This is a genomic window from Bradyrhizobium sp. BRP20, assembly GCF_020194215.1.
Lineage (GTDB): Bacteria > Pseudomonadota > Alphaproteobacteria > Rhizobiales > Xanthobacteraceae > Bradyrhizobium > Bradyrhizobium yuanmingense.
This window is the reverse complement of sequence record NZ_JADYVY010000015.1, coordinates 189,576-209,863: the sequence shown is the minus strand read 5'-3', so window position 1 is coordinate 209,863 and position 20,288 is coordinate 189,576. Positions and strand designations below refer to the sequence as shown.

16 protein-coding genes are annotated in these 20,288 nt (G+C 65.3%); 4 read left to right on the top strand and 12 right to left on the bottom strand.

The features are described 5' to 3' along the window. Positions 1–220: 220 nt before the first annotated feature. The 8 genes from I6F33_RS29220 to I6F33_RS29185 form a co-directional block, all read right to left on the bottom strand. On the bottom strand, positions 221–2,197 hold the full coding sequence (locus I6F33_RS29220; RefSeq protein ID WP_225144876.1) for an acetyl-CoA carboxylase biotin carboxylase subunit: 1,977 nt from the start codon (positions 2,195–2,197) through the stop codon (positions 221–223). Further along, positions 2,194–3,810 carry an acyl-CoA carboxylase subunit beta gene (locus tag I6F33_RS29215; protein ID WP_225144875.1) on the bottom strand — a complete coding sequence of 539 codons (1,617 nt, stop codon included), beginning with the start codon at positions 3,808–3,810 and terminating at the stop codon, positions 2,194–2,196. The genes I6F33_RS29220 and I6F33_RS29215 overlap by 4 nt, the downstream gene beginning before the upstream one ends. 110 nt (positions 3,811–3,920) lie before the next feature. Continuing rightward, positions 3,921–4,787 carry a 3-keto-5-aminohexanoate cleavage protein gene (locus tag I6F33_RS29210; protein WP_225144874.1) on the bottom strand — a complete coding sequence of 289 codons (867 nt, stop codon included), beginning with the start codon at positions 4,785–4,787 and terminating at the stop codon, positions 3,921–3,923. Positions 4,788–4,997: 210 nt separating this feature from the next. After that, positions 4,998–5,798, bottom strand: coding sequence for an AraC family transcriptional regulator (locus tag I6F33_RS29205; RefSeq protein WP_036023887.1), 801 nt, complete (start codon positions 5,796–5,798; stop codon positions 4,998–5,000). A gap of 184 nt (positions 5,799–5,982) precedes the next feature. Further along, entirely contained in the window at positions 5,983–6,639 is a 657-nt protein-coding gene (locus tag I6F33_RS29200; RefSeq protein WP_225144873.1) for a glutathione S-transferase family protein, read from the bottom strand. Beyond that, on the bottom strand, positions 6,639–7,802 hold the full coding sequence (locus tag I6F33_RS29195; protein ID WP_225141238.1) for an acyl-CoA dehydrogenase family protein: 1,164 nt from the start codon (positions 7,800–7,802) through the stop codon (positions 6,639–6,641). The genes I6F33_RS29200 and I6F33_RS29195 overlap by 1 nt, the downstream gene beginning before the upstream one ends. Before the next feature lie 116 nt (positions 7,803–7,918). Continuing rightward, positions 7,919–9,055 (bottom strand): acyl-CoA dehydrogenase family protein, encoded by a 1,137-nt coding sequence (locus I6F33_RS29190; RefSeq protein WP_225144880.1) that lies wholly within the window; start codon positions 9,053–9,055, stop codon positions 7,919–7,921. Positions 9,056–9,185: 130 nt separating this feature from the next. After that, a complete protein-coding gene (locus I6F33_RS29185; protein ID WP_225144872.1) occupies positions 9,186–9,956 on the bottom strand; it encodes a helix-turn-helix transcriptional regulator in 771 nt (256 codons plus the stop codon). A gap of 186 nt (positions 9,957–10,142) precedes the next feature. Between I6F33_RS29185 and I6F33_RS29180 the strand changes: the two genes are divergently transcribed. The 4 genes from I6F33_RS29180 (at position 10,143) to I6F33_RS29165 (ending at position 16,523) form a co-directional block, all read left to right on the top strand. Further along, positions 10,143–12,407, top strand: coding sequence for a marine proteobacterial sortase target protein (locus I6F33_RS29180; protein WP_225144871.1), 2,265 nt, complete (start codon positions 10,143–10,145; stop codon positions 12,405–12,407). 216 nt (positions 12,408–12,623) lie between these two features. Beyond that, positions 12,624–13,193, top strand: coding sequence for a class GN sortase (locus tag I6F33_RS29175; protein WP_225144870.1), 570 nt, complete (start codon positions 12,624–12,626; stop codon positions 13,191–13,193). A 134-nt stretch (positions 13,194–13,327) separates the two neighbouring features. Then, positions 13,328–15,544 (top strand): acetate--CoA ligase family protein, encoded by a 2,217-nt coding sequence (locus tag I6F33_RS29170; RefSeq protein ID WP_225144869.1) that lies wholly within the window; start codon positions 13,328–13,330, stop codon positions 15,542–15,544. Positions 15,545–15,701: 157 nt separating this feature from the next. Beyond that, positions 15,702–16,523: an MlaD family protein gene (locus I6F33_RS29165; protein WP_036002108.1), complete on the top strand. Its 822-nt coding sequence runs from the start codon at positions 15,702–15,704 to the stop codon at positions 16,521–16,523. 191 nt (positions 16,524–16,714) lie between these two features. Here I6F33_RS29165 and I6F33_RS29160 read toward each other — a convergent pair whose 3' ends face one another. The 4 genes from I6F33_RS29160 to urtE form a co-directional block, all read right to left on the bottom strand. Then, a complete protein-coding gene (locus I6F33_RS29160) occupies positions 16,715–17,755 on the bottom strand; it encodes an aliphatic amidase (RefSeq protein WP_225144868.1) in 1,041 nt (346 codons plus the stop codon). Positions 17,756–17,789: 34 nt separating this feature from the next. Next, positions 17,790–18,167 carry a zinc ribbon domain-containing protein gene (locus tag I6F33_RS29155; RefSeq protein ID WP_225144867.1) on the bottom strand — a complete coding sequence of 126 codons (378 nt, stop codon included), beginning with the start codon at positions 18,165–18,167 and terminating at the stop codon, positions 17,790–17,792. 109 nt (positions 18,168–18,276) lie between these two features. After that, positions 18,277–19,506 carry a formamidase gene (gene fmdA / locus I6F33_RS29150; RefSeq protein ID WP_036023909.1) on the bottom strand — a complete coding sequence of 410 codons (1,230 nt, stop codon included), beginning with the start codon at positions 19,504–19,506 and terminating at the stop codon, positions 18,277–18,279. A 27-nt stretch (positions 19,507–19,533) separates the two neighbouring features. Next, positions 19,534–20,223 (bottom strand): urea ABC transporter ATP-binding subunit UrtE, encoded by a 690-nt coding sequence (urtE, locus tag I6F33_RS29145; protein ID WP_036002119.1) that lies wholly within the window; start codon positions 20,221–20,223, stop codon positions 19,534–19,536. Positions 20,224–20,288 lie beyond the last annotated feature (65 nt).

Here is a 20,288-nt window from a genome sequence, read left to right as displayed (position 1 = left end):
GCCAGGGCGCGGGTCCTACGTCGGTGCTCTAGGCACAGGTGGGCAAGGCGGCTCCCGGCGGATCGGCCCGGCCGACCAGCCTACACCAACTGACTGGCCTCCGAACGCCAGAAGGGTACAGGGTGGGCAAAGCGAAGCGGGCCCACCATTCCGCTTACGATCGATATTTGTGGGCACGGCGCTGCGTGCCTGCCCACCCTACGAGACCGCGTTTGTGGCGCTAACCCGCCCCGATCTCCGCGACGATGCGGCCCGTCGTGACCTGCTCGCCTTCGGCGACGTCGATCGCGCTGACCACGCCGTCGATGCCGGCCTTGTGGACGTGCTCCATCTTCATCGCTTCCAGCGTCAGCACCGGCTGGCCGGCGGTGACGCGGTCGCCGGGCTTGACGAGGACAGCGACGACGCGACCGTTCATGGCGGCGCGGACTTTGCCGTCGCCGCCATTCGTTGAAGTCGCCTTCGGCGCGGCGAGGGTGAGATCATTCGCCACCAGCGGGATGCCGCGGTGCTGGACGTACAGCCGATCGCCATCCCGCAGGAATTTTGCGCTGTCCATCACGCCGGCGAGGCGGAAGCGGACGGCGTCGGGATCGAGCTGGTCGATCTCGAACTTATGCTGGCGGCCTTCGACGGCGACGGTGTAGCTGCCGTCGCGCTCGCGCATGATGTCGAGCTCGTGCGCATCGCCGCCGATGTCGATTTTCGCCGGCAGCGGAAAGGTGGCGGCAAGGCTCCGCCCGCCCTGCCACGACGGCGCGCGCGGGTTGGTGACGTAGAGCAGCAGGCCTGCCAGCGCGATCTCGAATGCCGCGTTCGCACGCGGCGCAAGCAGCTCGTTGCGATGGGCGCCGATGAAAGCCGTCGTCGCTTCCCCCTTGGCAAAGCCGGGATGACGCAGGCACGACAACAGGAACGCCTGATTGGTCGTCACGCCGAACGCGGTGAGCTGCTCCAACCCGACGATCAGCCGCCCCCTCGCCTCCTCGCGATTGGCGCCGTGGCTGATCACCTTGGCGAACATGGAATCGTAGAATGGCGGAATCTCCGAGCCCGGTTGCAACGCGTGCTCGACGCGGATGCCCTCAGGCACCTGCCAGCGCGCCATGCGGCCGGACTGGGGCATGAAATCCTGCGCGGCGTCTTCCGAGCAGAGCCGCACCTCGATGGCGTGCCCGGAGAACTTGATGTCCTGCTGCTTGATCGGCAGCGGCTCGCCGCGCGCGATGCGCAATTGCAGCTCGACGAGATCGAGCCCGGTGATCGCCTCGGTGACGGGATGCTCGACCTGCAGCCGCGTGTTCATCTCCATGAAGTAGAACGCGCCACTGGCATCGAGCAGGAATTCCAGCGTGCCGGCGCCTTCATAGCGCAGCGCCTTGACCGCTGACACCGCGACCTCGCCCATTTTCGCGCGCAGCTCCGGCGTGACCGCCGGCGACGGCGCCTCCTCGATCAGCTTCTGGTGCCGCCGCTGCACCGAGCAATCGCGCTCGCCGAGATGGATGGCATTGCCGTGGCTGTCGCCGAACACCTGGATCTCGATGTGGCGCGGATTCTGGATCGCACGCTCGAGGATGACGGCAGCATCGCCGAACGCGGCTTTCGCTTCCGACCGCGCGCTGCGCAGGGCTTCGGGGAAGGACGCAGCGTCAGTGACGAGCCGCATGCCGCGGCCGCCGCCGCCGGCGACCGCCTTGATCATCACGGGGAAGCCGATCTTCCCGGCTTCGGCGAGCATGACCTCGTCGCCTTGCTCAGCGCCCTGGTAGCCGGGCACGATGGGCACGCCGGCCTTCTTCATGATCTCCTTGGCGCCTGCCTTGTTGCCCATCGCCTCGATCGCCTGCGGCGACGGGCCGATGAAGACGAGGCCGGCATCCTTGCAGGCGCGCGCAAACGCCTCGTTCTCGGCGAGGAAGCCATAGCCGGGGTGAACGGCATCCGCGCCGCTGGCCCTGGCCGCGGCCATGATCGCGGGGATGTTGAGATAGGATTGCGCCGGCAAGGCTTCGCCGATGCGCACGGCCTGATCCGCCTGCGTCACATGGAGCGCATCGCGATCCGCATCGGAATAGACCGCGACGACGCCGAGGCCGAGTTTTCGCGCGCTGCGCATCACGCGCAGTGCGATCTCGCCGCGATTGGCAACCAGAACCCTTGAGAACGGCCGGTGCTGCACTGATCCGTTCCTCATGGGCGGGCCACCGAAAACTGCATGCGCTGGGGCGTGCGTGCATCGCCCTCGCGGCAGATCGCGAGCACCTCCGACAGCACGGCGCGGGTGTCGCGCGGATCGATCACGCCGTCGTCGAGCACGCGGGCGCTGGTCGAGAACACATCCATCTGGCCGTCGAACACACCGATGATCTCAGCCTTCATGGCGTCCAGCCTGTCCTTTTCGATCGGCTTGCCGCGGCGCGCGGCAGCGGCCTCGGTCACGATCGCCATGGTCTCGGCGGCCTGCTCGCCGCCCATCACCGCGGTCTTGGCATTGGGCCAGGAGAAGCAGAAGCGCGGATGGAAGCCGCGACCGCACATACCGTAATTGCCGGCACCGAACGAGGCGCCGCAATAGATGGTGATCTGCGGCACCGTCGCCGAGGTCACCGCCTGGATCATCTTGGAGCCGTGCTTGATCATGCCGGCCTCCTCATAGGCCTTGCCTACCATGTAGCCGGTGGTGTTGTTCAGATAGAGGATCGGCGTGCGGGTCTGGCAGCAGGCCTGGATGAAATGCGTCGCCTTGTTGGCGCCGGCGGGATCGAGCGGGCCGTTGTTGGTGATGATGCCGATGGCCTGGCCCTCGATGCGGGCATGGCCGCAGACGGTGGCCGGGCCGTAACTCGGCGCCAGCTCGGTGAAATCGGAATCGTCGATAATGCGCGCGATCACCTGTTTCATGTCGACCGGACGCTTGTGGTCCATCGGCATGATGCCCAGCAGCTCGTCCTGGTCATAGCGCGGCGGCTTGAACTGCGACGACGCTTTGCCCGGTCGCTCCCAATGCAGCGCCGCCATGATCTCGCGCGCGATGCGCAATGCGTCACGATCGTCCTCGGCGAGGTAATCGCCGAGGCCGGAGATCTGCGTATGCATCTCGGCCCCGCCGAGCTCCTCCTCGGTCGCGATCTCGCCGGTCGCAGCTTTCAGCAGCGGGGGCCCGGCGAGGAAGGCGCGGGTGCGGCCGCGGACCATGACGATGTAGTCGGAGAGGCCGGTCTGATAGGCGCCGCCCGCGGTGGAGGAGCCGTGCGTGACGGTGACGACCGGCAGGCCCGCCGCCGACAGCCGCGCCAGGTTGCGAAAGATGTTGCCGCCGCGAACGAAATCCTCGACGCGGTAGCGCAGCAGATTGGCGCCGGCGCTTTCGACCAGTTGCACATAGGGCAGCTTGTTCTCCAGCGCGAGCTCCTGCACCCGCAGCGTCTTGTCGAGACCGTAAGGCTGCAGCGCACCGGCGTCGATGCCGGAATCGCTGGCGCTGACCATGCAGCGGATGCCCGAGACGAAGCCGATGCCGGCGATGACGCCGCCGCCCGGCACGCTCTTGCTCGCATCCGGCACGTCGAACATGTAGCCCGCCAGCGTCGAGAGCTCGATGAAGGGCGCGCCGGGATCGAGCACCAGCGCGACGCGCTCGCGCGGCAGCAGCTGGCCGCGCTTGTGGAAGCGGTCCTTGGCCGCGGCGGACGCGGCGCGCGTGCGCTCCTCGAGCGCGCGCATGCGGTCGATCAGGCCGAGCATGCCGTCGCGGTTGGCTTGGTAGGCGGCGCTGCCGGGGGAGATGGTGTTTTCGATGGTGGACATGACTTGATCCTGCTCGTCATTGCGAGGAGCGAAGCGACGAAGCAATCCAGACTGCATCCGCGGAAAGATTCTGGATTGCTTCGCTTCGCTCGCAATGACGGGGCGATACCTTACCTGTTCGTCCCAAAGATCTTCCGCGCCTCGGCGGGGCTCGCGATCTCGCGGCCGGCGCGCCTTGCGCAGGCGGCGACGGCTTCGATCAGCTGGCCGTTCGACGTCACTTTCTTGCCGTCGGCGAGATAGAAGGTGTCCTCGAGGCCGGTGCGCAGATGACCGCCGAGCTCGGCGCAGCGCTGGTGCAGCGGCCAGATCTCCTCGCGGCCGATGGCGGTGACCTGCCAATGCGCCTCGGGGCGCTTCAGCTTCAAGAGGATCGGCAGCAATTCAGGATCGGCCGGCATGCCGGAGGCGACGCCCATGACGAAATTGTACTCGAGCGGGCCGTTGTACATGCCGACCTGGTGGTACATGCCGACGCAGCGGACGATACCGACGTCGAAGCATTCGAAGTCGGGGATGGTGCCGGCCGCGTTCATGACGTCGAGATAGTCCTTCACCTTCTCGACCGCATTGTCGAACATCATCGGCGGCCAGGCCCAGCTGTTGTCGGCCTTCACCTTCAGGTAGTTCAGCGAGCCGGCATTGCAGGCGGCGATCTCCGGCCGGGTCTCGCGGATGCAGTCGAGCGCGCCTGAGTAATTCGGCCCCGACACGCCCGAGGTGTGGTTGATGATCACGCCCGGGCAGGCTTCGCGGATCGCCTGCTGGATCTCCTTGCTGACCGCGACCTCCCAGGACGGCAGATGTCCCTTGCCCGGCGCCTGCTGGCGCAAATGGATGTGCATGATGGACGCGCCGGCCTCGAACGCAGCCCTGGCCTCGCGCGCCATCTGCTCGGGCGTCACGGGCACGTTGTGCTGCTTGGGGTCGGTGAGCACGCCATTCAGCGCGCAGGTGATGACGGCCTTGTCGCTCATGCGTTCGATGTCTCGCACGTTGAGAATTCAACGCTTGCGATCATGTGACGCGCGACATGCGGCTTCTTGCGCGGAGAAGCTGGGAAAAACGACGAATTCGTAGGGTGGGTTAGCCGAAGGCGTAACCCACCACTGTCTGCCTCCGTGGACATTGAAGAGGTGGGTTACGCCGAGCAGCTGCGCTTCGCGCATCTGATCGGCTAACCCACCCTACGAAGCCTCCGCCATCCGCACGGTCTCGGTGCTGCGGTAGATCGCAAGATCGCGCGAGCCGACGAAGATCGCCCGCGGCTTCAATCCGTAGAAGCGGCGGATCGAGTGGCTGAAATGCGTGGAATCGGGATAGCCGATGTCCTGCGCCAGATGGGCGAGGTTGAGGTCCTGGTTGGCGAAGTGCAGCAGATACCGCGCGCGCTTCCAGGCGCGGAAGGAGCGGAACGAGATGCCGGTCTCCTCCTTGAACAGGTGCAGGAAGCGCGAGGCCGAGAGGCCGGCTTCAGCGGCGCAGGTATCCGCCGTCACCGGCTCGCCGGAGAAGCGCTCGATGCGGGCCACCGCACGCATCACGCGCGGATCCAGCACGCGGCGCGGCAGCGCCTCGCCAAAGCACATCTCGTCGAACTCGGCCGTGGTGATGTCGCCATAGCGGCGCTGACGCAGCAAGGCGTAGGCGGCGAGGATCTTGCGGGCATAGGCGGCCTGATCGGGTCCGGTCAGGCGCGCGGCCAAGGCTTCAATCACGCCATCCGCCATGCTTTCCGGCTCCAGCGTCACGCTGATGACGGTGCGATAGTCGCTGGCGATGGAGTGCCGCTGGTTCGGCAGGGTGACGAACAGCTCGCCGGTGGCGAGAACGTCGTCGATGGTCAGGTGCAGATTGCCCTTCACCGCGACATAGACATGGCAGCAGCCGGGTGTCCGTTTGCGCGGACGGCCGAGCAGGCCCGCATAAAACACCCGCTCCGGCGTGATCAGCATCAGGTGGTCGGATTCGCGACCGTTATATTCCATTGGGTTCCTCCTCGCGCGGCTCTCTGGCCGCTGCGGACGGAGGTCACCTTAGCGGAAATTTGGGCGCTGTCACGGTAGGATAGCGCTGTCAAAAGACATGGCGCGTCGTGGACGCGCAATAGCGCGAACCGGGAATCTCGAGGTTCCGGGATCGCGCTTCCGCGCCCCGGAATGACAGCCTCCCTTACGCCCTCACCCTCGGCGCGACATTCTGCTCTTGCCCGGCCTTTTGCTCCGCAGAAACCGCGCGCTTGAAACCCTCGCGCTGCTGCAGCCGCGCCCAATAGGCTGCGACGTTCGGCCCGAAATCCTTGGCAAGCCCGATATTGCTCGCGAGCCGGAGCGCGTAACCGATGACAATGTCAGCGGCGGTGAAGCGGCCCGCGCACAATGTTTCGGCATTCGCCGTCGCTGCCTCAACGGCGCGCAGTCTTCCCAGAAACCATTTCGCGTAATCGGTGGCGACCTGCGGGTTGCGGCGCTCCTCCGGCTCGAGCTGGGTGTATCTCAGCACCAGCGTTTGCGGGAAGGTTAACGTGGCGTCGCTGAAGTACATCCAGTTCAGGAACGTGCCGTAGGCGGGATCTTCAGGGCCGACCATCAACGGCGTCGGGCCGTATGTGATGCCGAGGTAATGGCAGATGCCGGAGGATTCCGTCATCCTGGTCTCGCCGTCGATCATGAAGGGGATGGTGCCGAGCGGATTGAGCGCGAGATAGTCCTTGGCGAAGACGCGCGGCGGGAACGGCAGCATCTTCAATTCATAGGGCAGCCCCATCTCCTCCAGCATCCAGAGCGGACGGAACGAGCGTGCGGCGTCGCAGTGATACAGCGTGATCATCAGGCGTTTCCTTTGCTGCCGGGCAGCGTGCCCATCATCTTGCACAGGACCATCAGCATGACCTCGTCGGCGCCGCCGCCGATCGAGGTCAAGCGGCTGTCGCGATAGGCGCGGCTGACCGGTGTCTCGTTGGTAAAGCCCATTCCGCCCCAGTATTGCAAGCAGGCGTCGGTGAGCTCGCGGCCGAGCCGGCCGGCCTTCAGCTTGGCCATGGTCGCAAGCCGCGTCACATCCTCGCCGGCGACCAGCTGCTCGCCGGCGCGATAGATCAGCGCGCGCAGGAGCTCGACCTCGGTCTGCATCTCCGCGAGCTTGAAGTGCACGACCTGGTTGTCGAGGATGGACTTCCCGAAGGCTTTGCGGTTGCGGGTGTATTCGATGGTCTGGTCGATGATGTATTCGTGCGCCTTCAGACAGGCGGCCGCGCCCCACAAGCGCTCCTCCTGGAACTGGATCATCTGGTAGGTAAAACCCTGGCCCTCCTCGCCGATCCGGTTGCGCTTGGGCACGCGGACATTGTCGAAGAAGATCTGTGCGGTGTCGGACGAGCGCATCCCCATCTTGTCGAGTTTGCGCGCGACGGTGACGCCCTTGCTCTTCATAGGCACGCAGATCAGTGACTTGTTGCGGTGAACGGGGCCGTCGCCGGTGTTTGCGAGCAGGCAGATCCAGTCGGCCTGGGTGCCGTTGGTGATCCACATCTTGCCGCCATTGATGACGTAATCGTCGCCGTCGGAGCGCGCCTGGGTCTTGATCGAGGCGACGTCCGACCCCGCACCGGGCTCGGAGACGCCGATGCAGGCGACGTAATCGCCCGAGATCGACGGCGCCAGGAATTCGCGCCGCACCTCATCCGAGCCGAACCGCGCCAGTGCGGGCGTTGCCATATCGGTCTGCACTCCGATCGCCATCGGCACGCCGCCGCAGGTGATGGCGCCCAGCTCCTCCGCCATCATCAGCGCGTAGGAATAGTCGAGGCCCGAGCCGCCGAATTCGACCGGCTTGTTCAGGCCGAGGAAGCCGAGGCTGCCCATTTTCTTGAACAGCTCGTGCGCGGGGAAGATGTCGGCCTTTTCCCACGCATCGACGTGCGGATTGATCTCGCCCGCAATGAATTTCTGCAGGGAGCGGCGGATGTCGTCGTGATCGGCGGTGAATAACATTTTGTCCTCTCGTCATTCCGGGGCGCGCGTAGCGCGAGCCCGGAATCCATTTGTCTACGGTGTCTGCGGCCCGATGGATTCCGGGCTCGCTTCGCGCCCCGGAATGACGGCCGTAGTCACAACCCCATCTGCCGCGAGGCCAGATCCTTCATGATCTCCTCGGTGCCGCCGCCGATGGCGTTGACCTTGACCTCGCGGTAGATGCGCTCGGCCTTGATGCCGCGCATGAAGCCGGCGCCGCCGAAGATCTGCACGGCCTCCGAGGCGCAGAACGCCATGGTCTGCGTCGCCTGGTTCTTCATCATGCAGATTTCGGCGACCGGGCTCTCGCCCTGCTCCAGCCGCCAGGCCAGCATCTCCAGCATCGCTTGCGAAGCCGCGACCTTCTGCGCCATGTCGACGATCTTGTGGCGGATGACCTGGTGCTGCGCGAGCGGCTTGCCGAAGGTCGTGCGCTCTTTGGCATAGGCGATCGCCTCGTCGAGACAGACCCGCGCGAAGGCGGTGCAGCTCGCGGCCATGCCCATGCGCTCGCTGTTGAAGTTCTGCATGATGATCTTGAAGCCCTGGCCCTCCTCGCCGATCAGATTTTCGGCCGGCACGCGGCATGCGTCGAAATGCAGCGTCGCGGTGTCGGAGGCCCACCAGCCCATCTTCTTCAGCTTGGTCCTGGACAGGCCGGGCGTGTCGCCTTCGATCAGGAGCAGGCTGACGCCGCCGGCGCCCTCGCCGCCGGTCCGCACCGCAACCGTCAGGTAGTCGGCACGCATCCCTGAGGTGATGAAAGTCTTCTCCCCGCTGACGACGTAGTGATCGCCGTCGCGCCGCGCGCGCGTGCTCAGGTTGGCAACGTCCGAGCCGCCGCCCGGCTCGGTGATCGCCAGTGCGGAGATCTTCTCGCCTGCCAGCACCTGCGGCAGCACGCGCGCCTTCACCTCGGCGCGTGCGGCCCGCGCGATCGGGGGAGAGCCGATGGTGTGGCTCATCAGGCTGGCGCTGACGCCGCCTGCGCCGGCGCGCGCAAGCTCCTGGCTCGCGACGATCTTCATGAACTGGTCGGCGGTGACGCCGCCATATTCTTCCGGGAATCCAAGTCCCAAGAGGCCAATTTCGGCCGCCTTGCGATAGAGCTCGCGCGGGAATTCGCCGGCTTCGTCCCATTCATGGGCGAAGGGCGCGATCTCCTTCTCGACGAACCGCCGCATCGCGTCGCGGAACGCGTCGTGCTCGGCGGTATAGAACGGGCTCTTCATCGCGAGACTTGCCTCGACCGGATTCGTCCCGGCCACCATGGCTTTAACCTGGGCCGTTCACTTGCGCGGAGTGGCTGATCGGCGCGAACCCTTCGAGCAAGCCAGCAACGCACCCCCCAGCGGATTGCTGTCACAACGTCAGAAACAGCGCAAACGGCTCTTCCACCGTGCGGCGCAAGTGCTTTCGATACAAGGCGTGGTGGGGATCCTCGGGCGCAACCCGGCCCAAGGAAGGTTTTGGGATATTCCTGAGCGGCACATAGGCGATCGGCGCGGCGATCGGCGTGAGCTGCGAGCCGGGCCCGGCGCGCAGCGTCGAGATGATGCCGTACATCTCGCCTGATACCGTCGGCCGCGACACCGTGATCACGCGGTGCTGGCCGTGCTTGATGATGACGAGGTAGATGAAGCCGGACTGATGGGGAACGGCGACCTCGCCGGTATGCTCGTAGGCGGCATCGGTCCGATCGCCCTCGCGGAAGACCAGCGACGAGAGCTTCGGCTCCCAGGCGATCTCGGTGCGATAGGCGAAGATCGCATCCTTGTCGCCGAACGACGGCCGCAGGGTGATGTAGACGTCCTCGAGCCAGGTCACCGCGCGGTGGGCATAAGAGCCGAGGCTGTCGGGCGCGACGTCGTTTGCGGCCGGCGGCGTCGCCACGATGACGCTCTTGCGCAAGGAGACGCCGAGCGCCTGCTCCAGCCGGACGGTCGTCGCCAGCGTGAACGGCCGCCGGCCGCCGAGCACCTTCTCCAGCGTCGACAGGCTGAGCTTGGCTTGCTCGGCCAGCGCCTGCCGGGACATCCGGCGCCGGGCGAGCTCCTCGCGAATGGTCTCGGCGATCTCGCGGCTCTGCTCGTCCGAAAGCTGCTTGTCCGTGAGTTTGTCCTGCATCTGCATCGTCAGCCCCGCTCCAGGCCGGTCACTTTAGCAGGGCGGACAGACCAGCACAAAACCGCACATGACCGCCCCGGCTCAAGCGAGCCTGGGCCGGCCGCGGCGGAACATTGCCGATCATTCTGCTCGCGAAATCCCGCCCCGCCAGCGGATGCTGAGGACTAGCAAACATGCTTCGGAGCAAGCCAAATGAGCGCCTACGACACGGCCGATAGCGACGACCACCCGCTGTTGAGCCGCCTCATCAAGGTCGGACTGTTCCTTCTGGCGCAGGGCATCGCCGTGATGCTGGTCGCCTTCCTGGCCCTGCTGGTGAGTTTCGGGGCGAGCTGGTCGGCGACGACCGAACAGGCCAGCCTGCTCCAGCCCGGCGAAGCACGGTCGGGCAGCCTGCTACTGAAAGAGGACGGCACTACCACGGAGGCGATTCGCCTCGGGACCGATATCGACATCACCGTGTCGGGCCCGACCTTGCGCGCCCGCGTCACGCAAGCATTTCGCAACCCGACCAAGGATTGGGTCGAGGCCACCTACGTCTATCCGCTCGCGGCCGGCGGCGCCGTCGACACACTGAAGATGGTGGTCGGCGACCGCGTCATCATCGGCGACATCAAGGAACGGCAGCAAGCGCGCGTGATCTACGAGGAGGCGCGCCGCGCCGGCCAGAAGGCCGCGCTCACCGAGCAGGAGCGGCCGAACATCTTCACCAACTCGGTCGCCAATATCGGTCCCGGCGAAACCGTGCTGGTGCAGATCGAGTACCAGGAGCCGGTGCATCAAGTCGGCAACGAATATTCGTTGCGCCTGCCGCTCGTGGTCGGGCCGCGCTACAATCCCGCGCCGATCATCCAGAGCGTCGACTTCCGCAAGGACGGCTCGGGCTGGGGCGCGGCGACGTCGGACCCGGTGCCGGATCGCGAGCGCATCTCGCCCCCTGTGCTGGATCCCGCCAAACATGCGCCGCTCAATCCGACCAGCATCATTGTGCGCCTGCAGGCCGGCTTTGCGCTCGGCGAGGTCAAGAGCCACCATCACAACGTCAAGACGGAAAGCCCTGATAACATGACGCGCGTGGTGACGCTCGCCGACGGTGCCGTGCCCGCCGACCGTGATTTCGAGCTGACCTGGAAGCCGGCGGCCGAGACAGCGCCGTCGGTCGGACTGTTCCGCGAGCACATCGGCGATGCCGATTATTTGCTCGCTTTCGTCACCCCGCCGAGCGCCGAGCAGGCGGCGCAGAAGCCGCTGCCGCGCGAGGTCGTGTTCGTGATCGACAATTCCGGCTCGATGGGCGGCACGTCCATCGTGCAGGCCAAGGCAAGCCTGCTCTACGCTCTCGGCCGCCTGCAGCCGAATGACCGCTTCAACGTGATCCGTTTCGACGACACCATGGACATGCTGTTTCCGGCCGCCGTGCCGGCCGATGCCGCCCATGTCGGCGAGGCGACGTCCTTCGTCGGCGCGTTGCAGGCGCGCGGCGGCACCGAGATGGTGCCGGCGATGCGCGCGGCGCTGACCGACAGGCTCGGCGACACCGGCATGGTCCGCCAGGTCGTGTTCCTGACCGACGGCGCGATCGGCAACGAGCAGCAATTGTTCGATGCGATCACGACGATGCGCGGCCGCTCGCGCATCTTCATGGTCGGCATCGGGTCCGCGCCCAACACCTATCTGATGACCCGCGCCGCCGAGCTCGGCCGCGGCGCCTTCACCCATATCGGCTCCACCGAGCAAGTGGAGGAGCGCATGCGCGGCCTCTTCGCCAAGCTGGAGAATCCGGCCGTGACCGGCCTCACCGCAACGTTTTCCGAAGCCAATGCCGACGTCACCCCGGCGATCATTCCTGACGTCTATCGCGACGAGCCCCTGGTGCTGGCGGCGAGGCTCGACAAGCTCGCAGGCTCGCTCGAGATCAAGGGCCGCGTCGGCGACCGTCCGTGGTCGGTGACGCTGCCGCTGCAAAACGCAGCCGAAGGCAAGGGCCTGTCAAAGCTCTGGGCCAGGCGCAAGATCGCCGATGCGGAGGTGGCGCGCACCCTGCGCGAGATGACACCCGAAGCCTCCGACAAGGCGATCTTGGCGCTCGCGCTCGACCATCAGATCGTCACGCGGCTGACCAGCCTCGTCGCGGTCGACAAGACGCCAAGCCGTCCCGAAGGCGAACCGCTCAAGCTCAGCGAGCTGCCGATCAACCTGCCCGCGGGCTGGGATTTCGAGAAGGTGTTCGGCGAGCGGCCGCATCTGACGCCGACACAGCTGCACGAGCGCCATGCCGATGCGCGCAATCAGCCGGCAACGCGACGGCCTATGCCTGCTGCGCCCGATGCGATCCGCCTGCCCAAGACCGCGACCTCGGCCGAGCTGAAGATGATCGCGGGCTTCATCCTGATCGTGCTCGCCCTGATCCTGTTCGTGTTCAACCGGCGTCGGACCTTGCTCACCGACGCCGCTTGAGAGAGGAGCTCCCCCGAACTCCTCTGTTAGCGCGCGCGGCTGCCCGTCCCCTCCAAACGGCCGCGCGCGCCTTTTTTCACTGTCATTGCGAGGAGCGAAGCGACGAAGCAATCCAGACTGCCGCCGCGGAGACAGTCTGGATTGCTTCGCGGAGCCTGTCATCGGGCCGCGCTTCGCGCGGACCCGGTGGCTCGCAATGACGAGAGACGAAACACAATGCCCCGCTTCATCTCTCCGCTGGTCCTCGCGCTTGTCGGCCTCTTCCTGTTCGGCGACGGCGCCTATATCCATGCCAAGGCGTGGCTGGCGCAGGTGCTGCTGGAGCGCGCCTTCGACCGGAGCATTGCCACGGGACAGGCGGTAAAGCCCTGGTCCTGGGCCGACACCTGGCCGGTCGCGCGGATCGAGGTGAAGCGGATCGGTGCCAGCGCCATCGTGCTGGAAGGCGCGAGCGGACAAGCGCTCGCTTTCGGGCCAGGTCATATCCAGCACACGGCTGATGCGGGCGAACGCGGGATTGCCGTCTATGCCGCCCATCGCGACACTCATTTCCGCTTCCTGAAGGATGTTGCCATTGGCGACGTCATCGATGTCACGCGCAGTGACGGTCGACACTTTCGCTATCGCGCGGATTCCTCGGCCGTGGTTCGCTTCGATGCATCCGGCATCGATCCCATGGCACAGGGTTTCGAGCTTGTTCTCGCGACCTGCTGGCCATTCGATGCCGTCACATCCGGCCCCGAGCGCTACATCCTGCATGCGACATTGATTGGCGCCGACGGATAGATCGCCGATCGGACTGACACGCACCGGTGCGCGCTTCATTCCACCACACGGCATACCAGCCACACAGTTGCCAAAGGACTCGCCATAGAACAGAGTGACGCGACACCAATAAGAACAACAGGTGAGGTCACGCCATGGAAGCCCGTGTGTCTGCTGCGCCCGCATCACGTCCATGGTCTCCGCCGCCCGATGCCAGCGACATCGTCAAGGGCATCCACGCAATGCTGCACCCGCACAACATCGTGCTGGTGGGCGCGACCGACAAGCCCGGCAATTATGCCGAGCGCATCTGGAACAATCTGATCAAATATGGTTTCGAAGGCGGGCTCTATCCGGTCAACGCCAAGCGCGATACCGTCTGGGGCGTTCCCTGCTACAAGGATTTTGCGAGTCTTCCGGAGAAGCCCGATCACGTCCTGGTGCTGGTGCCTGCGCGCTTTGCCGTGCAGGTGATCCGCGACGCCGCCGCAGCCGGCGCGCGGTCGGCCACCATCGTCACCTCCGGCTTCAGCGAGCTGCAGGATGACGAAAGCCAGAAGCTCGCTGCCGAATTGCAGGCTGCGGTGCGCGAGACGGGGCTCGCGGTCACGGGTCCGAACTGCCTCGGCAATTTGAGCGCTGGCGAAAAGCTCTTCACCAATATCGACGATCGCATCGTCACCATGGAACAGGGCGCGGTGGCAATCGCCGGCCAATCCGGCGCCATCGTCATGGCGATCCGCCAGACGCTGGAAGACCGGGGTGTCGGCGTCGGCTACATGGTGACCACGGGCAACGAGACCGGGCTCGAGACGCCGGATCTGATGCGCTATTTCGCCGAGGATCCGAGCATCAAGGTGATCGTCGTCTATCTCGAAGGGGTGCGCAACACCAAGGCGTTCCGCGATGCCTGCAAGGCGGCGCGCGCGGCGAGCAAGCCCGTGATCGCGCTCAAGCTCGGCGCCTCCGAAGGCGGCCGGGCCGCGGCGATGGCGCATACCGGCGCACTCGCCGGCTCGATCGAGACGTTCGACGCGATCGCGACGCGCGAAGGGGTGATCCGGGTCGGCGGCCTCGACGAGCTGATCGAGACCACCGAGTGCTTCGTGCACGCGGCCGTTCCGAAAGGCGACCGGCTCGCCGCTGTGACGCTGTCCGGCGGCAAGCGCGGCATGCTGATCGACGCATTCTATGCCGCAGGCCTGAATTTCACGCCGCTGAGCCCGCATGTCAGCGCGGAGCTGGCGAAGATGCTCGGCCCCGGCTCGATCGTCGGCAATCCGCTCGATGCTGGCTTTGCCGCAGTGGTCGATCCCTCCGTCTACATGAAGTCGATCAAGCTGATGATCGACGACCCCGATATCGACATCGTCATCGTCGATGCCGAGCTGCCGAAGGCGCCGCACGAGCTGCGCGAGCGCAATTTGCGCATCGTCAACGAGATGGCGAGCCAGGCGGGCAAGCCGGTGATCTACATCAGTGCGATGTCGATCGGCTTCACCGAATACACCAAGGGCTTGCGGAAGTCGCTGCCGCATCTCGCGGTCATGCAGGGCATGGACCGCGCGGTGACCGCGATCAAGTCGCTGCTCGCCTATGCGAAGCTGCGCAAGGAGGTGCCCGATATCGTCTCGAGCTCGAAACCCGCCGCCCGCGCCGTGCTGGAGAAGACGTTGAAATCGGCGACCGGTGCTGCGCTCGACGAGGTCGCCTCGAAGAAGCTGCTCAAGGCCTACGGGATCCCGATCTCGAAGGAGGCGATCGCGCAGACTGCGGCGGACGCCGTGAAGATTGCGAAGCAGATCGGTTTTCCGGTCGTGGCAAAACTCGTCAGTGCGGAGATCCTGCATAAGTCGGACATCGGCGGCGTGGTGCTGAACCTCAACAGCGCAGCCGAGGTAAAGAAGGCGTTCGCCGACATCACCGCGCGGGTGGCGAAGCTCAAGGGCAAGCCGAAGCTCGACGGCATCCTGATCGCACAGCAAGTCAAGGCCGAGCTCGAGCTCGTCGTCGGCGCCTCGCTCGATGCAGAGATGGGGCCGGTCGTGCTGTTCGGCACCGGCGGCATCGATATCGAGCTGATGAAGGACGTCGCGCTCGCCGGCGCGCCGCTGGATGAGAGCGAGGCACGGCTCCTGATCGGCCGCACCAAGGCCGGCGTCAAGATGCGCGGCTATCGCGGCAGGCCGGTCTTGCACGAGGCCTCGGCGGTGAAGGCGCTGGTCGGGCTGTCCAACCTGATCGCGGATGCGGGCGATCGCATCGCCTCGATCGATATCAACCCGTTCCTGATCAACACCAGGACGGGCGTGGCCGTCGATGCCCTGATCGTGCTGAACAATGCTGCGGCAAAGCGGGCGGCCGGGCATTGAGGTGCGTAGGTCCGTAGGGTGGATTAGCGCAGCGTAATCCACCAATTCATCCCCAGGCGTACGAGAGATGGTGGCGGGTTACGCTTCGCTAACCCGCCCTACGTAACATCGCGGGCTCCTTCCAACTTCCCCGCTTTGGCCGTAAAATCGCCCCTGCATGGCACGCGCGAGCAATCTTGTGATCGGAACGGCAACGCTGGCAGCGATCGCCGTGGCGTTCGGCGGCCTGCTCGGCGCGCAGAAATGGCGCACCATCCAGAGCCGCAGCCAGTTGCGCGTGGTGTTCGAGGGCGGCTCCGCCAGCGGGCTGCGCCGCGGCGGGCCGGTCAATTTCGACGGCGTGCCCGCCGGCCAGATCCTGTCGATCAAGCTGGATAGTCCGCGCAGGATCGTGGCACTCGTCATGCTCGACAACACCGCGCCGATTCGCAAGGACACCGTGGCCGGAATCGAGTTCCAGGGCCTCACCGGCATTGCCGCGATCTCACTGATCGGCGGCGCCCCCTCTGCACCGCCGGTGCCGCTGGACGCGGACGGCATCCCGGTGCTGACGGCCGATCTCAGCGACGCCGAAACCATCGTCGAAACCCTGCACAGCGTCGACCGCACCATCGTGAACAACGCCCCCGCAATCAAGGAGGGCCTGCACACGTTCGAGACCTATACCGCCGACCTCAGGAGCAAGGGCGCCGAGATCGATTCGGTCATGGCCAAGGTCGACAGCGCCTTTGCGGGCTTCGACAAGGCGGTCGCCAAGATCGAGGGCGCGGTGCCGGGCTTCGTCGACGGCAAGGCCGACGAGCTGTTCGAGAAGATCCAGGGACTGCACGAGCTTGCCGGCACCATGAAGAAGAAATCGGCGGCCTACCTCGACGACATTCGCCGCTCGCTGCTCGACGTCAGCGAGGCCGCCAACAAGATGAGCGGCACGCCGGCGCCGCCGCGGCCCCCGCGCAGGCCCACCGAGCAGAAGCGGTAACGCCTCTTTCTTACCCTCCACTGGAGGGGGAGGGTCGGCTCACATGGAGCGTAGCGAAATGTGAGACGGGGTGGGGTGACGGTCTCTCCCCATCCAACAGCGCCCGAGAGGAGGGATCGCCCCACCCCGCTCGCGCTACGCGCGATCAACCCTCCCCCTCCAGGGGAGGGTAAGGCGGAATCGGCGACGGCTCAGTAATTGCCGGCCGCCGCGCCGTTCGGGATGCCGTCGATCGGGCATTCCTCGGTGCCCGGCGTCGCGCGGGTCATTGCTTCGACCATGTCGCGCGTGCCTTCGGGATCCCTGATCCAGTTCTTGTAGAAATCATACGGGCACGCGGCGACGCCGCGCGGGCTGTCGCCGGAATTGATCATGCCGGTGTAGCCGCGGTGAACCAGCTTGTAGAGATGGTTCTGCGACTGGCCGTTGCGGCGCGCGTCGCGGATCAGATGCTTCGACAGCTGCGCGTACTGGATGCCGTAATCCTCCTCGCCGCATTCGCCGAGCGTGCGGCCGTCGAAACCGATGATCGCGGAGTGGCCGAAATAGGAATAGACGCCGTCGAAGCCGGCGGCATTGGCGACCGCGACATAGACGTTGTTGGCCCAGGCCATGGCCTTTGAGATCATGACCTGCTGCTCCTTGGCCGGATACATGTAGCCCTGGCAGCGCACGATCAGCTCCGCGCCCTTCATGGCGCAGTCGCGCCAGATCTCCGGATAATTGCCGTCATCGCAGATGATCAGGCTGACCTTCAGACCCTTGGGCCCCTCGGAGACATAGGTGCAATTGCCGGGGTACCAGCCTTCGATCGGCACCCAGGGCATGATCTTGCGATACTTCTGCACGATCTCGCCCTTGTCGTTCATGAGGATCAGGGTGTTGTAGGGCGCCTTGTGCGGATGCTCCTCGTGGCGTTCGCCGGTGAGCGAGAACACGCCCCACACTTTGGCCTTGCGGCAGGCTTCCGCGAAGATCGCGGTCTCCTCACCCGGCACCATCGAGGCCGTCTCGTACATCTCCTTGGCATCGTACATGATGCCTTGCGTGGAATATTCCGGGAAGATCACGAGATCCATGCCGGGCAGCCCGACCTTCATGCCGACGATCATGTCGGCGATCTTACGGGCGTTGTCGAGCACCTCGGCCTTGGTGTGCAGGCGGGGCATCTTGTAATTGACCACCGCGACGCCGACCGTGTCGTTGCTGCTGGAGATGTCACCGTGAAGCATGTGGAGCGCTCCTGTTGTCTGATGCTGGCGTGGGTTAGTGGCTGATCATCCAAGGGCGTGCGGTCGGAAAGCCCTTGGCACCGCTCCTGGTCTTGGTCACCAGCCGCGCCGGCTTTGTCCTATCCGCTGCGCTCTTGTCCTTCACGGTCTTGCCCCAGGAGCAGCAGCCGCAGCCCGGGCCGTGCGAGGCCTTGTATTGCGCCAGCGTCTGCGGTGCGTGCGTGCTGCGCTCGTTGACGGCGTGCGCCTTGCGCTTCTCCGCCGGCATGCAGAAGAAGTTCGGCGCCGTCAGGATGACGCGGGGCGCCATCGTCTCGCAGTGTGGGCAGCTCTGCGGATCGTCGCATTCCGCCATCGGGCGCAGGTCCTTGAAGGGACCGCAGTCGTCACAGAGATATTCGTAGACCGGCATCGCATCATCCCACTTCTGTGCTCAACACAACTCGCTGCCACCGTGCGTGTGGAGACAGCCCCTCACCCCGAACCCTCTCCCCGTGAGAACGGGGAGAGGGAGCGCGGCGTCACTTGTCCGGCGAGATCGGCATCTGAATGTCGCCGGTGATGTGCTTGATGGGTCCGGCCGCCGACGGCATCACGTCGAAGTCGAAGATCTCGGTCGGCAACCATAGCGTGGCGCAGGCGTTGGGCACGTCGACGACGCCGGAGATGTGGCCCTGGCACGGCGCGGTGCCGAGGATCGAATAGGCCTGGGCGCCGGAATAGCCGAACTTCTTGAGATACTCGATCGCATTCAAGCAGGCCTGGCGATAGGCGACGTGGACGTCGAGATAATGCTGCTTGCCGGCCTCGTCCACCGAGATGCCCTCGAAGATCAGATAGTCCTTGTAGTTCGGCGTGATCGGCGACGGCTTGAAGATCGGATTCTTGATGCCGTATTTCGACATGCCGTCCTTGATCACCTCGACTTTCAGGTGCAGCCAGCCGGCCATCTCGATCGCGCCGCAGAAGGTGATCTCGCCGTCGCCTTGGCTGAAGTGCAGGTCGCCCATCGAAAGACCCGCGCCGGGGACGTAGACCGGGAAGTAGATCTTCGAGCCGCGCGAGAGATCCTTGATGTCGCAATTGCCGCCATGCTCGCGCGGCGGCACGGTGCGCGCACCCTCGGCGCCGATCTTGGCTTTCACATCGCCCTTGGCGCGGCCGCCATGGGCGGTCGGCGCGAACGGCGGATTGGCAAGGCCGGGCACGCGGGTCGGGTTGGTCGAGATCAGCTCGGCCTCGCGCTTGTTCCAGGTGTCCAGCATCTTCGGATCGGGCAGACAGCCGATCAGGCCAGGATGGATCAGACCGGCAAAGTTGACGCCGGGCACGTGACGCGATGAGGTGTAGAGACCCTTGATGTCCCAGATCGACTTCTGCGCCAGCGGGAAATGGTCGGTGAGGAAGCCGCCGCCGTTCTGCTTGGAGAAGAAGCCGTTGAAGCCCCACAGGCTCTCCTTGAGCGGACCGACGTCGAGCAGGTCGACGACGAGAAGGTCGCCGGGCTCGGCGCCCTTGACGCCGATCGGGCCGGAGAGGAAGTGCACGATCGACAGGTCGATGTCGCGCACGTCGTCGGCGGAATCGTTGTTCTTGATGAAGCCGCCGGTCCAGTCATAGGTCTCGATGATGAAATCGTCGCCAGGATTGACCCAGGCCACGATCGGGATGTCGGGGTGCCAGCGGTTGTGCACCATGTCGTTTTCATAGGCCGACTTGGTGAGATCGACCTTGATCAATGTCTCTGGCATCGAGATGCTCCCCTTTTACACGGTTGGTTAGACGGACAGATATTTCGAGACCTGCGCGGCATCGACGGCATCGCGCGGATCATCGCGCACGATCTCGCCGTTCTCGATCACCAGCACGCGGTCGGCGATGTCGAGCGCGAAGCTCAGGACCTGCTCGGAAACGACGATCGAGAGCCCCTTCTCGTCGCGGATGCGCTTCAACGTGCGCGCCATCTCCTTGATGATCGAGGGCTGGATGCCTTCGGTCGGCTCGTCCAGCAGCAGCACCTTCGGCTTGGTGGCGAGCGCGCGCGCGATCGCCAATTGTTGCTGTTGCCCGCCGGAGAGATTGCCGCCACGGCGGCCCTTCATCTCCAGCAGCACCGGGAACAGTTCGTAGATGTCGTCAGGCACCTCGGAGCCGCCGGAGACGACGAGCCCGGTCTCGATGTTCTCCTTCACCGTCATGGTGGAGAAGATCATGCGGCCCTGCGGCACATAGGCGAGACCCTTGGCGACGCGCTCAAAGCTCTTGAGGTTGCCGAGCTCGGCGCCATCCATGTTCACCGAGCCGCTTTTAGCCGGCAGGATGCCCATCAGCGACTTCATCAGCGTAGTCTTGCCCATGCCGTTGCGGCCCATGATCGCAACGATCTCGTTCGCCGCGACCTTGACGTTGAGCCCGTGCAGCACCTCGCTCTGGCCGTAGGCGACGTGGAGATCAGAAATAGCCAGCATCAGCCTGCTCCTTGCTTCTGGCGCATGATCTTGTCCGGAAACCGGACGCCACTTTCCGGGATCAT